We start from the raw sequence: 15,462 nt of genomic DNA on the forward strand, positions 1-15,462 counted from the left end.
TCTGTTGACAGGCTTGTGGTCCGACAATATGGTCGCCGCCAACCCTGAGGAGGCTTCATGGAACAGTGCTGGCGCTGGTATGGTCCCGATGATCCGGTGACGCTTGAACATGTCAGGCAGGCCGGCGCCACCGGCGTTGTCTCCGCGTTGCACCAGATCTATGACGGCCGCGCCTGGCCTGAGGCCGATGTGCTCGAGCGCAAGCGGATCATCGAGGCGGCTGGCCTGAAATGGTCGGTCGTCGAGAGTATTCCGGTGCACAATTCCTTCAAGATCGGCGCGCCCGAGCGCGAGCGCTATGCCGGCTACTACCGCGACAGCATCCGGGCGCTCGCCAAGGCCGGCATCGAGACGATCTGCTACAATTTCATGCCGGTGGTGGACTGGACCCGCACCGACCTAATGTATCGCCTGCCGACAACCGGCTATGCGCTGCGCTTCGATGCGATCGATTTCGCGGCCTACGATCTTTTCGTGCTGCAGCGCAAGAACGGTGCGGCAAGCTATACGCCGGCGCGTATCGCCGAGGCCGAGAAGCGGCTGAAGACGCTGACGCCGGAGCAGATCGACCGGATCGAGCGCAATCTCATCGCCGGCCTGCCGGCGACCGAACGCAGCTACAACAGGGACAGTTTTCGCGAAGCCCTGGCGGAATACGATTCGATCGGGCCGAACGAACTGCGCGACAACCTTGCCTGGTTCCTGCGCGAGATTGTTCCGGCGGCCGAAGAGGAGGGGGTGCGCATGTGCATTCATCCCGACGACCCGCCCTTCTCGCTCTATGGCCTGCCGCGCGTGGTTTCGACGGCGCAGGACGCGCGTTTTATCCTCAACGCCGTCGACAGTCCCGCCAATGGACTGACCTTCTGTACCGGCTCCTATGGCACGCGCGCCGACAACGACATCGTCGCCATGGTCAAGGAATTCGCTGACCGCATCCACTTCGTCCACCTGCGCAACATCACCATCGAGGAGGACGGCTCGTTCTATGAAGCCGAGCATCTCGAAGGCGGCACCGACATGGCGCACGTTATCCTGGCTCTGATGCAGGAAGAAAAGCGCCGCCGCGAGCAAGGCCGGGCCGACTGGCAGATCCCGATGCGGCCGGACCATGGGCATCTGCTTGCCGACGACATCGGCAAGAAAAAGATCAACCCCGGCTATTCGCTTATCGGACGGCTCAAGGGTTTGGCTGAACTGCGCGGCATCATGCGCGCCGTGGAGCGTTTCGATCTGGCTTGAAGCGATGCATCGGCCAGTCGGGAGGATGTGTGCGCTTTTTGCGCAAATGAAAACAAGTTGCGCATATGAAAAATGGTGCTAGTGTCGATGGCGAGCCGGCTATTGCCGGTGCCGGGAGGATTTGAGTGGCATGACGAAGCTGCGCGGACTGGCGTGGGATCATAGACGATGCTGGGGTCCGCTGGACGCCAGCATCGAGTCCTATTGCGCCGCGCATCCCGGCCTGGAGATCCAATGGGACCGCCGCAGCCTCTATGAATTCGGTGAGGGCGCCCTCGGTCCGGTGCTCGGCACTTACGATCTGGTCGTGTTCGACCATCCCTTCATCGGCGATATCGCCCAGGATGAACTGATGGTCCCGTTCGACGCTTATCTGTCGGCCGAACAGATCCATTTCTTCGAACGTGACTCAGTCGGGGCGTCCTGGCGTTCCTACCAGAAGAACAGCCGCCAGTGGGCGCTGCCGATCGACGCCGCCTGCCAGGTCGCCTCCTATCGGCCGGATTTGCTGGAGCGCTACGGCCCGGTGCCCGGCACGCAGCAGGACGTGCTGGAGCTTGGCCGGCGCGCGCGCAGCGACGGCAAGTGGCTCGGCCTGCCCTTCGTGCCGACCGACGCCATGTGTCTGCTTCTGACGCTTGGCCGTCCCCAGGAAGATGGCGAGCAATTCATCGCGAAGGAAATGGTCGAGCAGGCGATTGCGCAATTGCGCGAGCTTGTCGCGCTTTCGCACCCGGACTCGTCGAAGTGGAATCCGATCCGCTGCTACGACCACATGATCGCGCATGACGACGTTGTCTACGTGCCGTTCGCCTTCGGCTATGTGAATTACGCCTCGAAACCCGACAGGCCCCATCTGCGCTTCGCCGACGTGCCCACCCCGCAAGCCGCCGGCGCCTTGCTCGGCGGTGCCGGCATCGGCGTCAGCGCCCAATCGAAGCACAAGCAGGCCGCGATCGACTACGCACTGTTCCTGTGCTCGCCCGAATACCAGCGCGGCGACTATGTGAAGTCTGGCGGACAACCGGGTTCGCTGGCTGCCTGGAAGGATGCCGGGGTCAATGGTCTTTCCGGCGATTTCTTCGGCTCGACGCTGCGGACGATCGCCTCGTCCTATCTGCGTCCGACCCATCCGGGCTTCATCGCCTTCTTCCGCGAATGCGCGCCGCATGCCGCCGCAGCCATAGCCGGTGACATGTCGGCGACCGAACTCGCAGGCCACGTCAACAGCCTCTACCGCGAAACCAGGCAAGTCCAGCCGGAACGGAGCGTCGCCTGATGGCCGCCAGCGTTGCCGAGACGCTCGACGAGGGCGAAAGCGGCCGCAACGGCTATCGCGTGCCGGCGGTGGAGAAGGCGCTCGACGTTCTGGAATTCATGGCCTCCAGCGCCGAAACGCTGACCCAGACCGAGATCGCGACCGGCCTCGGCCGCTCCATTCACGAGATCTACCGTATCCTGCTTCTGCTGGAGAAACGGGGCTATATCTTTCGCACGCAATCGGACCGTTTCCGGCTGTCGCTGAAGCTGTTCGAACTGGCGCACATGCATCCGCCGGTAAACCGGCTGGTGGAATGCGCTCTGCCGGTGATGCGCGAATTGACCGCCAATGCCGACCAGAGCTGCCATCTCGTGGTGCGCGAGGGCCAGAACGCACTGGTGGTTTTGCAGATCGATTCGCCGCTGCCGATGCGCTACTCGGTAGCACTCGGGTCGCATTTCCCGATCCTCGAAACAAGTTCGGGTGCCGTGCTGCTCGCCCATTCGAACCGGGCCGAGCGCGACCGCATCGTCGAGCGCATCGTGGCCGCCGGTGAGGGCCAGGGCACGCGGGCCGAAATCGAGGCGCGGCTGAACGAGGTCGCCAGGCTCGGCTACGAGATGCGCGCTTCCTTGGCCGTTGCGGCCTGCACCAACATCTCCATGCCTGTGCACGATCACACCGGTGCCGTCATCGCCGCGCTAACCGTGCCGCTGCTGCCGCAGAAGGCGGCGCGGTTCGACAGCGAAACCGTCTTCGAACGCACCCGCGCCGCCGCCGAGAAGATATCGGCGGCACTCGGCTGGGGCGAAGCCACCAACTCCTTACGTGCCGACCCGGAACGGCGGGACTATCCGTTCAGCGACTAACAAAAGCGATAAATCTGGGAGAAGAAAATGCTCTGGTCCAAGTCAATCCTGTTTGCGTCCGCCGCCGTGCTGGCGCTCGGCGCCGCCGCCGCGCATGCCGAGAACATGCCCAAGCGCATCGGCTACGTCACCAACTACGCCACCCATGAGTGGTATCAGAACGTCATCAAGGGCATGAAGGCTCACGGCAAGGAACTCGGCATCGAGGTCGAGGTGCAGGATGCCAATCTCGACATAGCCAAGCAGGTCGCCGCGGCCGAAGACTTCATCGCCAAGGGCGTCGACGTGCTGATCATCACCCCGGTGAACGAAGAAGGCGTGGTGCCGCTGCTGCGCCAGGCCAAGGCCGCCAACGTGCCGGTCGTGCTGGAAGGCAATCCGGTCAAGGGCATGACGACCATGGTCGCCATCTGCGACTACGACACCGGCTATTTCTCCGGCGTCGAGGCCGGCAAATACGCGAAGGAAAAGCTCGGCGGCGTTGCCAAGGTGATGAATGTCGGCCTGCCGCTGCTTTCCGCCACCGTGCTGCGCTCGCACGGCTTCATGGACGGGCTGAAGACCATCATCCCCGATGCGGTCATGGTCCACGATCTCGACGGCGGCGGCAATCCGGACCGCGCTCTCGAAGTGTCCTCCGCGGCACTGGCCAAGAACGCCGATATCAACATCATCTACGGCATCAATGATTCGTCTTCGTTGGGTGGCCTGCAGGCCTGGAAAGCGGCGGGCAAGTCGCAAGATGGCCTGTTGACGGTCGGCACGGGCGGCGAAGGGCTTGCCTTCATCAACGCGATGCAGAACGAGCCTTCCTACCGCATCGAAGCCGCGATGTTCCCCGAGAAGGAAGGCTTTACCGCCATCGATGCCGCGGTGAAGCTTTTCAACAATGAGGAAGTGCCGGAGCACATCGTCAGCCCGACCGCGCCGATGAACGGCGACGATTGGAAGAAGTTCTATGACTATGACGGCACCACCCGCACCATCAAATGGGATGCCGTCAACGCGCTGCAGCCGCCGGCAAAGTGCATGAAGACCTCCGCCGACCTGAAGAAATAAGGCCGGCCGATATCGCCCTTCCCGTGTTGCGGGAAGGGCAGGCGGCCAGGACCTTTCGGTGGCCAAGACAAATGCCGGGTTCGACACGACAGGTTCCAGAGGGACCAGGCAAACGGCCGGGAATGGACTGAAATGAGCGAGCTTACACAGGCCTCCGCGTCGAAGCGTTTCATCGGCGGCAACCTTCTGGGCAGCAGCCAGCTCGTGCTGGGCGCAATCCTGGCCGTGCTGTGCATCGCCATCTCGATCGCGGCGCCGCAATTCTATTCGGAGGCCAACATCATCGCCATCCTGCGCCAATGCGCTCTGGTGCTGATCGTCGCCTCGGGCATGACCATGCTCATCATCACCGCCGAGGTCGACTTGTCGGTCGGCGCGTCGCTCGCCTTCGTCGGCTGCATCGGCATGGCGGTGCTCAATTCCACCCATAGTCTTACGCTCGGCATGCTGGCGGCGCTCGCCTTTGCCGGCGGGGTCGGCCTGTTCAACGGGCTGGTCGTCACCAGGCTCAGGGTGAATTCGCTGATCGCCACCATCGGCACGATGATGATGCTGCAGGGCGGCGTCTATCTCTTCACGCGCGAGGCGGTGCAGAACCACAACCAATTGGCAAACTTCACCGATCTCGGCGCCGGTTATGTCGGCCCCGTGCCGGTTCCCGTCATCCTGGCGGCGCTGATCTTCGTGGTTGCCTATGTGACGCTGCGCTTCACCACGCTCGGCCGCTACCTCTACGCGGTCGGCGCCAATGAAAAGGCGGTGCGCCTGTCAGGCATTCGCTCGGAACGGCTCAAGCTGTTGGCCTTCGTCGTCACCGGCCTGTGCGTCGGTGTTGCCGGCATGATCCTGTCGTCGCTGATGAATGCCGGCCAGCCGACCGCCGGCCGTGGCTTCGAGCTGACGGTGATTGCCGCCGTCATCCTCGGCGGCACCAGCCTGCTTGGTGGCCGCGGTTCGCTGTTCGGTACCTTGCTTGGCGTTCTGGTGCTGAAGGTGATCGACAACGGCATCATCATCCTCGGCTGGAACCAGGATTTGCAGATGGTGGTGCCGGGCATCGTCATCATCCTGGCAACCTATCTCGACATCATCCGGAACAGAGCCAATGTCCGTTGATTTCCTGCATCCTGGCGAAGGCGCGGCCATCGATACCGATGTGCCGGCGCTGGAATTGCGCGGCATCGGCAAGCGCTTTCCCGGCGTCGTGGCGCTCGACAATGTCGACTTCACCCTGGAGCCCGGCAAGATCCATGCGCTGATGGGCGAGAACGGCGCCGGCAAGTCGACGCTGATCAAGATCATGGCCGGCGTCTACGGCAAGGATGCCGGCTCCATCCGCATGCACGGACGCGAGGTCGACATCAAGTCGCCGCGCGACAGCTTGAAGCAAGGCATCAAGGTCGTGTTCCAGGAGATCGCGCTGATCTCCGAATTCACCGTTGCCGAGAACATCTTCCTGGAAGGCTATCCGACCGGCAGAAGCGGCTCCATCGACTGGAAGAAGATCCGCGCCGATTCAGCCGCGCTCTTCGACCGCATCGGCTTCAACGTCGATCCGGCGGCGCGCACCGGCTCGTTGCCGGTCAGCCAGCAGCAAATGGTCGAGATCGCCCGCGCGCTCGCTCATGAAGCCCGCGTGGTGGTGATGGACGAGCCGACATCCTCGCTGACGCCGAACGAGGTTTCGCTGCTGTTCACCGTCATCCGCCGGCTTGCCGGCCTCGGCATCGCGGTGGTCTATGTCAGCCATAAGCTCGACGAAGTGTTCGAGATCGCCGACACGGTGACGGTGCTGCGCGACGGGCGCCACATCTCGACCAAGCCGATCGGCGAGCACACCAACGACACGCTGATCCAGGACATGATCGGCCGGCGCATCGAAAATCTGTTTCCCCGCAAGCGTGGCGCACCGGCTAGCAAGGTAGCCCTGTCAGTGGACAAGCTCAGCACGGCGAAGAAGCTCAACGGCGTGTCCTTCGAGGCGCGCGCCGGCGAGGTGCTCGGCTTCTTCGGGCTGATGGGCGCCGGTCGCACCGAACTCGCCAAGGCGATCGTCGGTTACGATCCGATTACTTCGGGCACGATCACCGTCGACGGCCAGCGCCTCTCGCCGCACGATACGCGCACCGGCGTCAGGTTAGGCATCGGTCTGCTCACCGAGGACCGCAAGAGCGAAGGGCTGATGGGCGAGCTGCCTGTCTACCAGAATGCCAGCCTCGCCTCGCTCGGCGCCTTCGCCCGCATGGGCTTCGTCGATAAGGCCAGGGAACACAAAGCGGTGCAGGATTACGTCGACCGCTTCCGCATCAAGACGCCCAGCCTGTTCCAAGAGGTGAAGAACCTGTCTGGCGGCAACCAGCAGAAGGTGCTGATCTCGCGCTGGCTGATGCGCGGCCTCAAGGTCATCGTCGTCGACGAGCCGACCCGCGGCATCGATGTCGGCGCCAAGTCGGAGATATTCGCCCTGATCGACCGGCTCGCCGGCGAAGGCTTGGCTGTCGTCATGATGACGTCGGAGATGCCGGAACTGCTCGGTCTTGCCGACCGGGTCGCGGTGATGTGCGAAGGCCGCCTGACCGCGATCATGCCGCGCGACGAAGCCACGCAGGAGAAGATCCTCAATGCGGCGATCGGATAAGACATGAGCGTTGTGAATACAGTCTCCGCGAAAGCCCGGCCGTCCATGCTGGCGCGGCTCTTTGCCCGGCAGGAATTGGCGCTGCTGGTCTGCCTCGTGCTGGTGCTGGCTTTCTTCTCCGTTACCGTCGAGAATTTCTTCTCCGTGCGCAACATGACCAATGTGCTCGGCCAGGCCTCGCTCGCGCTCACCGCCGGCATTGGCTGCGCCATCGTCTTCATTTCCGGCGAGGTCGATATTTCGATCGGATCGCTGCTGGCGACCATTGCACTGCCGCTGATCATCATCATGAACGACACCAATTCGCTGCTGCTCGGCGTCGGCGGCGCGCTGTTGTTCGGGCTGATCATCGGTGTCGTCAACGGCTATCTCACCGCCTATGCCGGCATCAACTCGCTGATCGTGACGCTGGGCACGATGTTCATCATGCGCGGCGGCGTCTATCTCTACACTGGTCAGCGGGCGATCCCTGACGATGCCAGCCTCGACAGCTTCATCGCGCTGTCGGATGGCCGCCTGTTCAACGTCATCCCCTATTCGGCCGTCATCGCCATCGTCCTGCTCGCCGCCTTCGCCTACATGATGCAGCACCGGCCGTTCGGACGGCAAATCTATGCCGTCGGCGGCAATCAGGAAGTGGCCCGTCTTGCAGGCTACGACGTGCGGCGGGTCAAGTTCATCTGCTTCATCATCAGCGCGCTGCTGGCGACGGTCGCCGGCATCATCCTGGCCGCGCGGGTCGGCTCGGCACAGCATACGGCGGGGCTCAATTTCGAATTCCAGGTGGTTGCCGCCACCGTGCTCGGCGGGGTCAGCCTTGCGGGGGGCATCGGCAGCCTGACCGGCATGGCGCTGGGCGTGCTGATCCTGCAATTCCTGTCCAACGGCCTGCGCGGGCTTGGCCTGCCGACCGAGTGGCAGCTGGTCATCACCGGCATGATCATCATTGCCGCGGTCGCCCTTGATGAAGCGAAACGCCGGCGTGCGAATGGAGGCTGAAGATGGCTCGTCTTGAAGCAAAAATCGCCGTCATCACTGGTGCGGCCGACGGGATCGGCCACGCGATCACGCAAGCGATGGCGCGCGAAGGGGCGCATGTCTTCCTGGGCGACATCGCCGACAGCGCTGGTGAGGATTTCGCGGCCGCACTTCGCGCCGCCGGCCACCGCGCCGACTATCTGCATTGCGACGTTTCGCAGGAGGCCGACATTTCAGGCCTCATCGAGAGTGCCGTCAAAAAGACGGGACGCCTCGACATCCTCGTCAACAACGCGGCCATTGCCATTGGCGGCATGCCGGTGCACGAGATGACCGACGAGCAGTGGCACCGGCTGATAGCAGTCAACCTGACCAGCGTGTTTCGCGGCTGTAAATACGCGTTGCCGCACATGATCGCGCAGAAATCGGGCTCGATCATCAACATGGCCTCCGCGCAAGGCCACATCGGGCTTGATGGCTGGACCGCCTATGCCGGTGCCAAGGGCGCGGTCATGGCGATGACACGCCAGATGGCGGTTGAATTCGGGCCGCTGAACATCCGCGTCAATTCGATCTCTCCGGGCACCATCAACACGCCGATGAACGACAAACTCATCAAGGAGATCGGCGGCAATCTTGCCAAGGCCTGGGTCAAGATGCATCCGCTCGGCCGTATCGGCGAGCCTTCGGAAGTGGCCGAGGCCGCCGTCTATCTTGCCTCCGATGCCGCCGGCTTCACCACCGGCACCGACCTGCGCGTCGATGGCGGGCTGACGGCGGCGCCGCGCTACGTTCCCGAACTGCTTTGAAAATTTTGAAACGAGACATGACATGAACAAGGCCCTCGAAGGCGTCCGCATCCTCGATTTCAGCCATCTGCTGCAGGGGCCGTTCGCTACCCAGCTGCTCGGCGACATGGGCGCCGATGTCATCAAGATCGAGCGCGCCGGCGCCGGCGACATGTTCCGTGGCATGACCTTTTTCGCCAAGTGGGTCGGCGGTTCGGAGAGCCCGAACTTCCTCGCCTGGAACCGCAACAAGCGTTCGATCGCGCTCAACCTGAAGAGCCGCAAGGTGCATGCCATCATCATGGAGATGGCGAAAAGCGCCGACGTGGTGGTGCAGAACTTCCGCCCAGGCGTGCTGGCCAAGCTCGGCTATGGTTATGAGGATTTCAAGACTGTCAATCCGCGCATCATCTATTGCTCGGGCTCGGGCTATGGCGAGGAAGGGCCTTATGTCGAGCGCCCCGGCCAGGACATGCTGATCCAGGGGCTCGCAGGGCTGATCGCCAACACCGGCCGCGGCGATCAAGCCCCGGTTCCCGCCGGCGCCGGCCTCGCCGACCAGATCGGCGCCATGAACATGGTCTACGGCATCCTGTCGGCGCTCTATTATCGCGAGAAGACCGGCAAGGGCCAGAAGATCGAGGTCAACCTGCTGGCCGGCCTCTTGGCGCACCTCAACCAGGAATATGTCGCGGTGCTCAACCTTGGTGAGGACTTCGTGCGGCCGAATTCCGGGATCGGCCATCCCGGCATGCAGGCGCCGTTTGGCATCTACGAGACCAGCGACGGCGGCTACGTGTCGATCGCCATGAGCCCGTTCAAGACGCTCTACGAGGTGCTGGAGGCGCCGCAGCTTGCCGTCTACGACGATCTCAAGACTTTGTTCGACAAGCGCGATGAAGTCTTCGAGAAGGTGAATGCCGAGACCAGGAAATTCGCCACGCAGGATTTGTTGGCGCGGCTGCTGGCAGCCGATATCTGGTGCGCCGAGGTGAAGGATATCCGCCGCGCCGCTGAGGACCCGCAGGTCAAGCACATGGGCATGATCACCAGCTACGACCATCCGCGCGGCGGCAAGGTGCAGGTGGTCGCCCCGGCGGTCAAGATGAGCGAGACGCCCGCGACCATAGAACGGCCGGCGCCGCTGGTCGGCCAGCACGGCCGCGAGATCCTGGCCGAGTTCGGCCTCTCCAAGGACGAGATCGCCGCATTGGAGGCGTCCGGTGACATGACCGTGGACGCCGCCTGACGATGCGCGCCTACCAGACACTCACGGTCGAAACCGCGGGCCGGGTCGCGATCGTCACCTTCCGCCGCGCCGATCAGCTCAACGCCATGAACCGGCTGATGCAAGGCGAGATCACTGAAACCTTCGAGTCGCTATCCGGCGATGCAAGCATCGGGGCGATCGTGGTGACAGGGGAAGGGCGCGGCTTCATGGCCGGCGCCGACATCAAGGAATACGCCGCCCAGACCGGACCGGAATTCGACATTTTCCAGGCTGCCGGCATGCGCATGTACGCGGCCATCGAGAACAACCGCAAACCGGTGATCGCGGCGGTCAACGGCTTCGCGCTGGGCGGCGGCATGGAGCTGGTGCTGTGCTGCGACCTCGTCATCGCCAACCAATTCGCCAAGCTCGGCCTGCCGGAAATCAAGCTCGGGCTGATCCCCGGCGGCGGCGGCACGCAACGCAGCGTGGCCAAGCTCGGCCGCAACCGCGCCAATTTCCTGCTGATGACCGGCGCCATCGTCCCGGCCTCGGAATTCGTCGCTGCCGGTCTGGTCAACGAGATCGTCGAGGTCGACCGGCTGATGCCGCGCGCGCTGGAACTGGCCGAAATGATCGCCGCCGAGCCTGCTGCCGCAATCGAGGGACTGAAGGCGCTGACGGCGCATGCCGTGTCCGGCGATCTGGACGATGGGCTCACCATGGAGCGCGACATATTGGGTGAGCTCTATCGCAGCGAGATCGGCCAGCAGCGCGTCAAGGAGTTCGCCGAGCGGAGCACGACAAAGGCAAAGAAGGGCGGGCCGTGAACGCGGGCGACGATTATCGCGGATTGGGCTGGGCGCATGGCGCGCTGACTGTCCAGCGGCTTGGCGCGATGCTGGCGCCGGTTACGTTCATTCTGGAGGACGGTCGGCAGGTTTCGCCGATGCACATTGCGCCGTGGTCGAACGAGCCGCAGGCGCAAGCGCTGCCAGGCATCCTGCGCAAGCTGCGCGGCGAATGGCCCTGCGTGCCGTTCGGCTATTCGGTGCCTGCCGAGGGATGGCCGCAGAACTGGGCACCGCTGATGGGTCCGCCGGAGCCGGATGAAGAGATCCATGGCCACAGTTCCAACCATGACTGGCAATGGCGCGACAACGACGGCGGATCATTGTCGCTGGAGCTTGCCTATCCTCAGGGGAGCCCGGTCGAGCGCGTTGAACGGACGGTGACGCCCGATCCGTCGGCGCCGGCCGTCGACATTGAACTCAAGATCGTTGTCCGCCGTGCCTGCCGCTTGCCAATCGGCCTGCACCCGGTTTTCCGGTTGCCGTTCGAGACGGGCGCGGCCACGCTGGAACTCGGTCGCTTCGATCGAGGCCTTACCTATCCGCATGATGTCGAACCCGGCGCTGAGCTGTTTGCCCGGAACACCTCGTTCAGCGACTTGGCCAGCGTGCCCGCGCGGGCCGGCGGGGTGGCCGACGCCTCTCGCCTGCCATTGGCGGTGGACACGGAGGAATTGCTGCAGATCGAGGGCGTCGACGGCGCGGTCGCGCTGGCCAACCACGCGGACGGCTACAGGACAAAGCTCACTTGGCAGAAAGAGCATTTCCCAAGCCTTCTGCTCTGGTACTCCAATCGCGGGCGCAAGGCGCACCCCTGGAACGGGCGTCATGTCGCCATCGGCATCGAGCCGATCTGCTCACCCTTCGGCCTCGGACCGGCGACCGCGCTGGCCGACAATCCCATCGCCCAATCCGGCATTGCGACGGCGTTGGAATTCTCACCCGAAAGGCCGTTCGTGACCCGCTATCGCATCGAGGCTTCCCCACTGTGACGAACTGTGCCGCAACGTCCCTGGTAAAGCCGAACAGGCCGCGCTTCACCGATGTCGAGGGACTGGCCGCGATGGTTGGCCATGGTGACTCGCTTGGCGTGGGCGGCCACCATTTCGCACGCCTGCCGATCGCATTGCTGCGCGCGATCGCGCTGTCCGGCATCAGGGACTTGCACTACGTCTCCTGGGCCGGCGGGTTGCCTCTCGAAATGCTGCTCGAAGCGGATGCTGTGGCGCGTATCGACCTCTGCTTTTCCAGCCTCGACATTTTTGGCTTGCCGCCCCGGTTTCGGGCCGCCGCCGAAAGCGGCGCGATACCGGTTCGCGATTGGACGGCGCTGGCCATGATCCAGGCGCTGCGGGCGGCGCAGCAGAACCTGCCCTCGATGCCGTTCCAGCTTCCGCTGGGATCGGGCATGCTGGCGCGCGTGCCGGGTGCGAGCGCCAGACCTGATCCGATTGCCGGTACCGAAAACGGATTCGTCCCGCCGCTGCGGCTCGACACATTCGTCGTCCATGCCCAGCGCGCCGATGAAAGCGGCAATGTGCAGATCATCGGGCCCCGCGCGCTGGACTTCGCCATGGCGGGTGCGGCGCGCAAGGTGCTGGTCACGGTCGAGGAAATCGTGCCGGGCGGGACGCTGCGCCAGGACGGCCGCCAGAGCGTGCTGACCCGCAACCAGGTTTCGGCGATTGCGCTGGCGCCGGCCGGCGCCTATCCGGCCTCGTGCCTGCCGTTTTACGTCACGGATTATCAGCGATTGTCGGAGGCGTTCGCCGACCGGCAAACGCCTTTGGCGGACAATCTGCGCCCGCCTTCCGAGGGCGTGCCGAAGCCGTTGCAAAGAGCTGCGAAGGTTCGAGCTGACACAGTGCTTGCCATGCCGGCGCTTGCGCGCGCCGAAGAGAAAGCATCCGTCGACGAGATCATCGCCGCCCGCATCGCCGCCGAACTCACCAATGAGAGCTTCGCCAGCGCGGGTGCCGTCTCGCCGCTGGCCAATGTCGCCTATCGCCTGGCCAAGGCGACGCACGCGCCGGATATGATCATCGCGACGATGAGCTGCGGCCATCTCGACATCGCGCCGAGCCCGATGATCCTGTCGCTGATCGAAAGCCTCGATTGCGAAACGGCCGTCGCGCATGCCGGCGGCGACGATACCTACTCGACCTATTACCAGGCCGGCGCGGTGACGCACGAGATCGTCGGCGCGGCACAGGTCGACCGGCGCGGCCGCGTCAACACGATCGCACTGCGCAAACCAAGCGGCGGCCTCATCCGGTTGCCGGGGCAAGGCGGCATGGCCGATGTCGCCAACATGCACCGCGATTACCTGCTCTACATCCCCCGCCACTCGATCCAGTCGCTGGTGGACGAGGTCGAGATCGTCAGTTCCGCCCGGGGGTTGCTGACGGCGGCCGAACGCGAGCCGATGGGCTATCGCACCGGCAGGGCGCTGGTCTTCACTGATCTCTGCGTCTTCCGGCTCGACGAGACTTCGAGGGAATTGATCGTCATCGAAACCATGCCGGGCGTTACGCAGCAGCAAATCCGTGACGCCACCGGATTTGCGGTGTCGTTCGATCCCGACTGCCGGGAGGTCTCGCTGCCTTCCGACGACATGCTCGCCACCTTGCGAAACCGCATCGATCCGCTCGGTCTGCGCCGTCTGGAGTTCGTCCGCGCCAAGGAGCGCGGCGCGCTGATCGCCGAGATTCTTGAAGCCGACCGCGCGATGGTCGAACGCTGCATCGCCGCGCAGACGGCGCTTGTCGAAAGCTGAGATCCCATGGCCAAGCCGTTGCTCGACATGTCAGCCGCGCGCGTTTTCTTCGACGGCATCTTCACCAGCCCGCGCGTCGCGCATCCGGAGGGCGTGGCCGTTCACCGCGATGGCTCGATCTGGTGTGGCACCGAAACCGGCGACCTGCTGCGGCTGGCCGCCGATGGCGGCTCGGTCGGGCGCATGGGCGGCACCGACGGTTTTCTGCTCGGCATCGCTTTCGACAGCGCGGGAAACTGCTTTGCCTGCGACCTCAGGCATGCCGCGATTTTCCGCTGGGATGCCGCGACAGCGCGCATGGAGCGCTTCGCGTCGGCCGGCATTCGCGTGCCGAACTACCCGATCGTCGACGAGGCGAGGGGTTGGCTCTTCGTTTCGGACAGCGTTGGCCAGGACAATCGCTCGGGCATCTTCCGCTACGATCTCAAGACGGGCGAGGGCGGCCTGTGGTGCCGGGAGGCGATGTCGTTCGCCAACGGCATGGCGATGGCGCCGGACGGCAACGGCCTCTATGTCGTGGAAAGCGACGCACCCTGCATCAGCTATGTGCCGATCCTTGCTGACGGATCGGCGGGGGCTCGTGAGATCGTCGTCGAGGGCGTGCACAATGTTCCGGACGGAGTGGCCTTTGCGCCTGACGGCTCATTGTTCATCTCATGTTATGAGCCCAGCCGTATTTATCGCTGGCAAAAGGACAAAGGTCTCGAAGTGCTGATCGAGGATCCCGCCGCAACCACGCTGGCGCACCCCACCAACATCGCCTTCAAGGGCGACAAGCTCTATACCGCCAATCTGGGTCGCTGGCATATTACCGAGATCGACTTGAGCCTTCTCCAGCAAGGGAAGTAGCATTTCGCAGAAGGTCAACTCGTCGGGCGAAAGGGTTTTGCCAGCGAGGCCGGGAAGTGCAGGGCCAGCATCTGGCGGTTTCGTGAGATCAGCACCAGAACGATGATGGTGGCGAGATAAGGCAGGGCCGAGAGCAGTTCGGATGGCACGTCCAGCCCCAGCGCCTGACCTTGCAACTGAAGGATCGTCATCCCGCCGAACAGCCACGCGCCAAGCAGGATGCGCAGCGGCCGCCAGGTGGCGAAGACCACCAGCGCAAGCGCGATCCAACCCTTGCCGGCAGTCATGTTCTCGACCCAGAGCGGCGTGTAGGCGACCGACAAATAGGCGCCTGCCAGGCCTGCCATCAGCCCGCCGAACAGCACGGCCATGTAGCGGATCCTGATCACGGGATAGCCGATCGCATGCGACGTCTGCGGCGACTCGCCGATCGTGCGCAGCACCAGGCCAGCTTTCGTGCGGTAGAGAAACCAACTGATGGCGACGAACATCAGCAGGGCCAGATAGACCATCGGATCGAAGCGGAACAGTAGCGGACCGATCAGCGGCAGATCGGACAGAACGGGGATGTCGAGGCGGCGCAGTGCCTCGATCGGCTCGCTGCCGAAGCCGCGCCCGAGGAAGGCGGAGACGCCCGAACCGAAGATCGCCAGCGCCAGGCCGGCTGCATATTGGTTGGTCAGGAACGTCAGCGCCAGAACGCCGAACAGCAGCGAGGCGGCCGCACCCGCCAACGCGCCGGCCAGGATCGCCACAGGCATCGGATAGCCCGCGGTGACGGCCCAGAATGCCAATGCGGCGCCCATCAGCATCATGCCTTCGATTCCGAGATTGAGGACACCCGACTTCTCCACCACGAGCTCGCCGAGCGCGGCGAATATCAGCGGTGTGGCGGCAATGACGGTGCCGGTGAAGATGGCGATGAATAGATCCATCAGGCT

At 64.0% G+C, this 15,462-nt stretch carries 14 protein-coding genes; 13 read left to right on the forward strand and 1 reads right to left on the reverse strand.

Annotated features, from left to right (window positions below):
- The first annotated feature begins 57 nt into the window (after window positions 1–57).
- The 13 genes from uxuA (at window position 58) to FJ940_RS04430 (ending at window position 14,521) form a co-directional block, all read left to right on the forward strand.
- On the forward strand, window positions 58–1,242 hold the full coding sequence (uxuA, locus tag FJ940_RS04370) for a mannonate dehydratase (RefSeq protein WP_140555658.1): 1,185 nt from the start codon (window positions 58–60) through the stop codon (window positions 1,240–1,242).
- Window positions 1,243–1,372: 130 nt separating this feature from the next.
- On the forward strand, window positions 1,373–2,521 hold the full coding sequence (locus FJ940_RS04375) for an extracellular solute-binding protein (RefSeq protein ID WP_140515232.1): 1,149 nt from the start codon (window positions 1,373–1,375) through the stop codon (window positions 2,519–2,521).
- Window positions 2,521–3,372: an IclR family transcriptional regulator gene (locus FJ940_RS04380; RefSeq protein ID WP_140515233.1), complete on the forward strand. Its 852-nt coding sequence runs from the start codon at window positions 2,521–2,523 to the stop codon at window positions 3,370–3,372. The genes FJ940_RS04375 and FJ940_RS04380 overlap by 1 nt, the downstream gene beginning before the upstream one ends.
- Window positions 3,373–3,399: 27 nt before the next feature.
- Window positions 3,400–4,431: a sugar ABC transporter substrate-binding protein gene (locus FJ940_RS04385; RefSeq protein ID WP_027027652.1), complete on the forward strand. Its 1,032-nt coding sequence runs from the start codon at window positions 3,400–3,402 to the stop codon at window positions 4,429–4,431.
- Between the two features lie 132 nt (window positions 4,432–4,563).
- Entirely contained in the window at window positions 4,564–5,547 is a 984-nt protein-coding gene (locus FJ940_RS04390) for an ABC transporter permease (protein ID WP_140515234.1), read from the forward strand.
- Entirely contained in the window at window positions 5,537–7,069 is a 1,533-nt protein-coding gene (locus tag FJ940_RS04395) for a sugar ABC transporter ATP-binding protein (protein WP_140655484.1), read from the forward strand. The genes FJ940_RS04390 and FJ940_RS04395 overlap by 11 nt, the downstream gene beginning before the upstream one ends.
- 3 nt (window positions 7,070–7,072) lie before the next feature.
- Window positions 7,073–8,068, forward strand: a complete 996-nt coding sequence (locus FJ940_RS04400; protein ID WP_140515236.1) for an ABC transporter permease — start codon at window positions 7,073–7,075, stop codon at window positions 8,066–8,068.
- Window positions 8,069–8,070: 2 nt separating this feature from the next.
- The gene (locus tag FJ940_RS04405) at window positions 8,071–8,856 is read left to right on the forward strand and encodes an SDR family oxidoreductase (protein ID WP_140655487.1); all 786 of its coding nucleotides are present in this window, start codon (window positions 8,071–8,073) and stop codon (window positions 8,854–8,856) included.
- Between the two features lie 22 nt (window positions 8,857–8,878).
- Window positions 8,879–10,084 carry a CaiB/BaiF CoA-transferase family protein gene (locus tag FJ940_RS04410; protein ID WP_140515238.1) on the forward strand — a complete coding sequence of 402 codons (1,206 nt, stop codon included), beginning with the start codon at window positions 8,879–8,881 and terminating at the stop codon, window positions 10,082–10,084.
- 2 nt (window positions 10,085–10,086) lie between these two features.
- Window positions 10,087–10,875 (forward strand): enoyl-CoA hydratase/isomerase family protein, encoded by a 789-nt coding sequence (locus FJ940_RS04415; RefSeq protein WP_140497502.1) that lies wholly within the window; start codon window positions 10,087–10,089, stop codon window positions 10,873–10,875.
- Complete coding sequence (locus FJ940_RS04420) at window positions 10,872–11,888, forward strand: hypothetical protein (RefSeq protein ID WP_140655490.1); 1,017 nt, start codon at window positions 10,872–10,874, stop codon at window positions 11,886–11,888. Before FJ940_RS04415 ends, FJ940_RS04420 begins: the two co-directional genes overlap by 4 nt.
- On the forward strand, window positions 11,885–13,672 hold the full coding sequence (locus FJ940_RS04425) for a CoA-transferase (protein WP_140655492.1): 1,788 nt from the start codon (window positions 11,885–11,887) through the stop codon (window positions 13,670–13,672). The genes FJ940_RS04420 and FJ940_RS04425 overlap by 4 nt, the downstream gene beginning before the upstream one ends.
- A 6-nt stretch (window positions 13,673–13,678) precedes the next feature.
- A complete protein-coding gene (locus FJ940_RS04430; RefSeq protein WP_140497508.1) occupies window positions 13,679–14,521 on the forward strand; it encodes an SMP-30/gluconolactonase/LRE family protein in 843 nt (280 codons plus the stop codon).
- A gap of 14 nt (window positions 14,522–14,535) precedes the next feature.
- On the opposite strand, the gene FJ940_RS04435 is transcribed toward FJ940_RS04430, so the two are convergent.
- A complete protein-coding gene (locus FJ940_RS04435; protein ID WP_140515241.1) occupies window positions 14,536–15,456 on the reverse strand; it encodes an ABC transporter permease in 921 nt (306 codons plus the stop codon).
- Window positions 15,457–15,462 lie beyond the last annotated feature (6 nt).

The organism is Mesorhizobium sp. B2-3-7, from assembly GCF_006442695.1.
Taxonomy (GTDB): Bacteria; Pseudomonadota; Alphaproteobacteria; order Rhizobiales; family Rhizobiaceae; genus Mesorhizobium.

Bases quoted from the DNA above. Each gene is read 5' to 3' on its own strand.
- FJ940_RS04375 (WP_140515232.1), top strand. From the start codon at position 1,373: ATGACGAAGCTGCGCGGACTGGCGTGGGATCATAGACGATGCTGGGGT.
- FJ940_RS04405 (WP_140655487.1), top strand. From the start codon at position 8,071: ATGGCTCGTCTTGAAGCAAAAATCGCCGTCATCACTGGTGCGGCCGAC.
- FJ940_RS04410 (WP_140515238.1), top strand. From the start codon at position 8,879: ATGAACAAGGCCCTCGAAGGCGTCCGCATCCTCGATTTCAGCCATCTG.
- FJ940_RS04380 (WP_140515233.1), top strand. From the start codon at position 2,521: ATGGCCGCCAGCGTTGCCGAGACGCTCGACGAGGGCGAAAGCGGCCGC.
- FJ940_RS04385 (WP_027027652.1), top strand. From the start codon at position 3,400: ATGCTCTGGTCCAAGTCAATCCTGTTTGCGTCCGCCGCCGTGCTGGCG.
- FJ940_RS04415 (WP_140497502.1), top strand. From the start codon at position 10,087: ATGCGCGCCTACCAGACACTCACGGTCGAAACCGCGGGCCGGGTCGCG.
- FJ940_RS04400 (WP_140515236.1), top strand. From the start codon at position 7,073: ATGAGCGTTGTGAATACAGTCTCCGCGAAAGCCCGGCCGTCCATGCTG.
- uxuA (WP_140555658.1), top strand. From the start codon at position 58: ATGGAACAGTGCTGGCGCTGGTATGGTCCCGATGATCCGGTGACGCTT.
- FJ940_RS04390 (WP_140515234.1), top strand. From the start codon at position 4,564: ATGAGCGAGCTTACACAGGCCTCCGCGTCGAAGCGTTTCATCGGCGGC.
- FJ940_RS04395 (WP_140655484.1), top strand. From the start codon at position 5,537: ATGTCCGTTGATTTCCTGCATCCTGGCGAAGGCGCGGCCATCGATACC.
- FJ940_RS04435 (WP_140515241.1), bottom strand. From the start codon at position 15,456: ATGGATCTATTCATCGCCATCTTCACCGGCACCGTCATTGCCGCCACA.
- FJ940_RS04430 (WP_140497508.1), top strand. From the start codon at position 13,679: ATGGCCAAGCCGTTGCTCGACATGTCAGCCGCGCGCGTTTTCTTCGAC.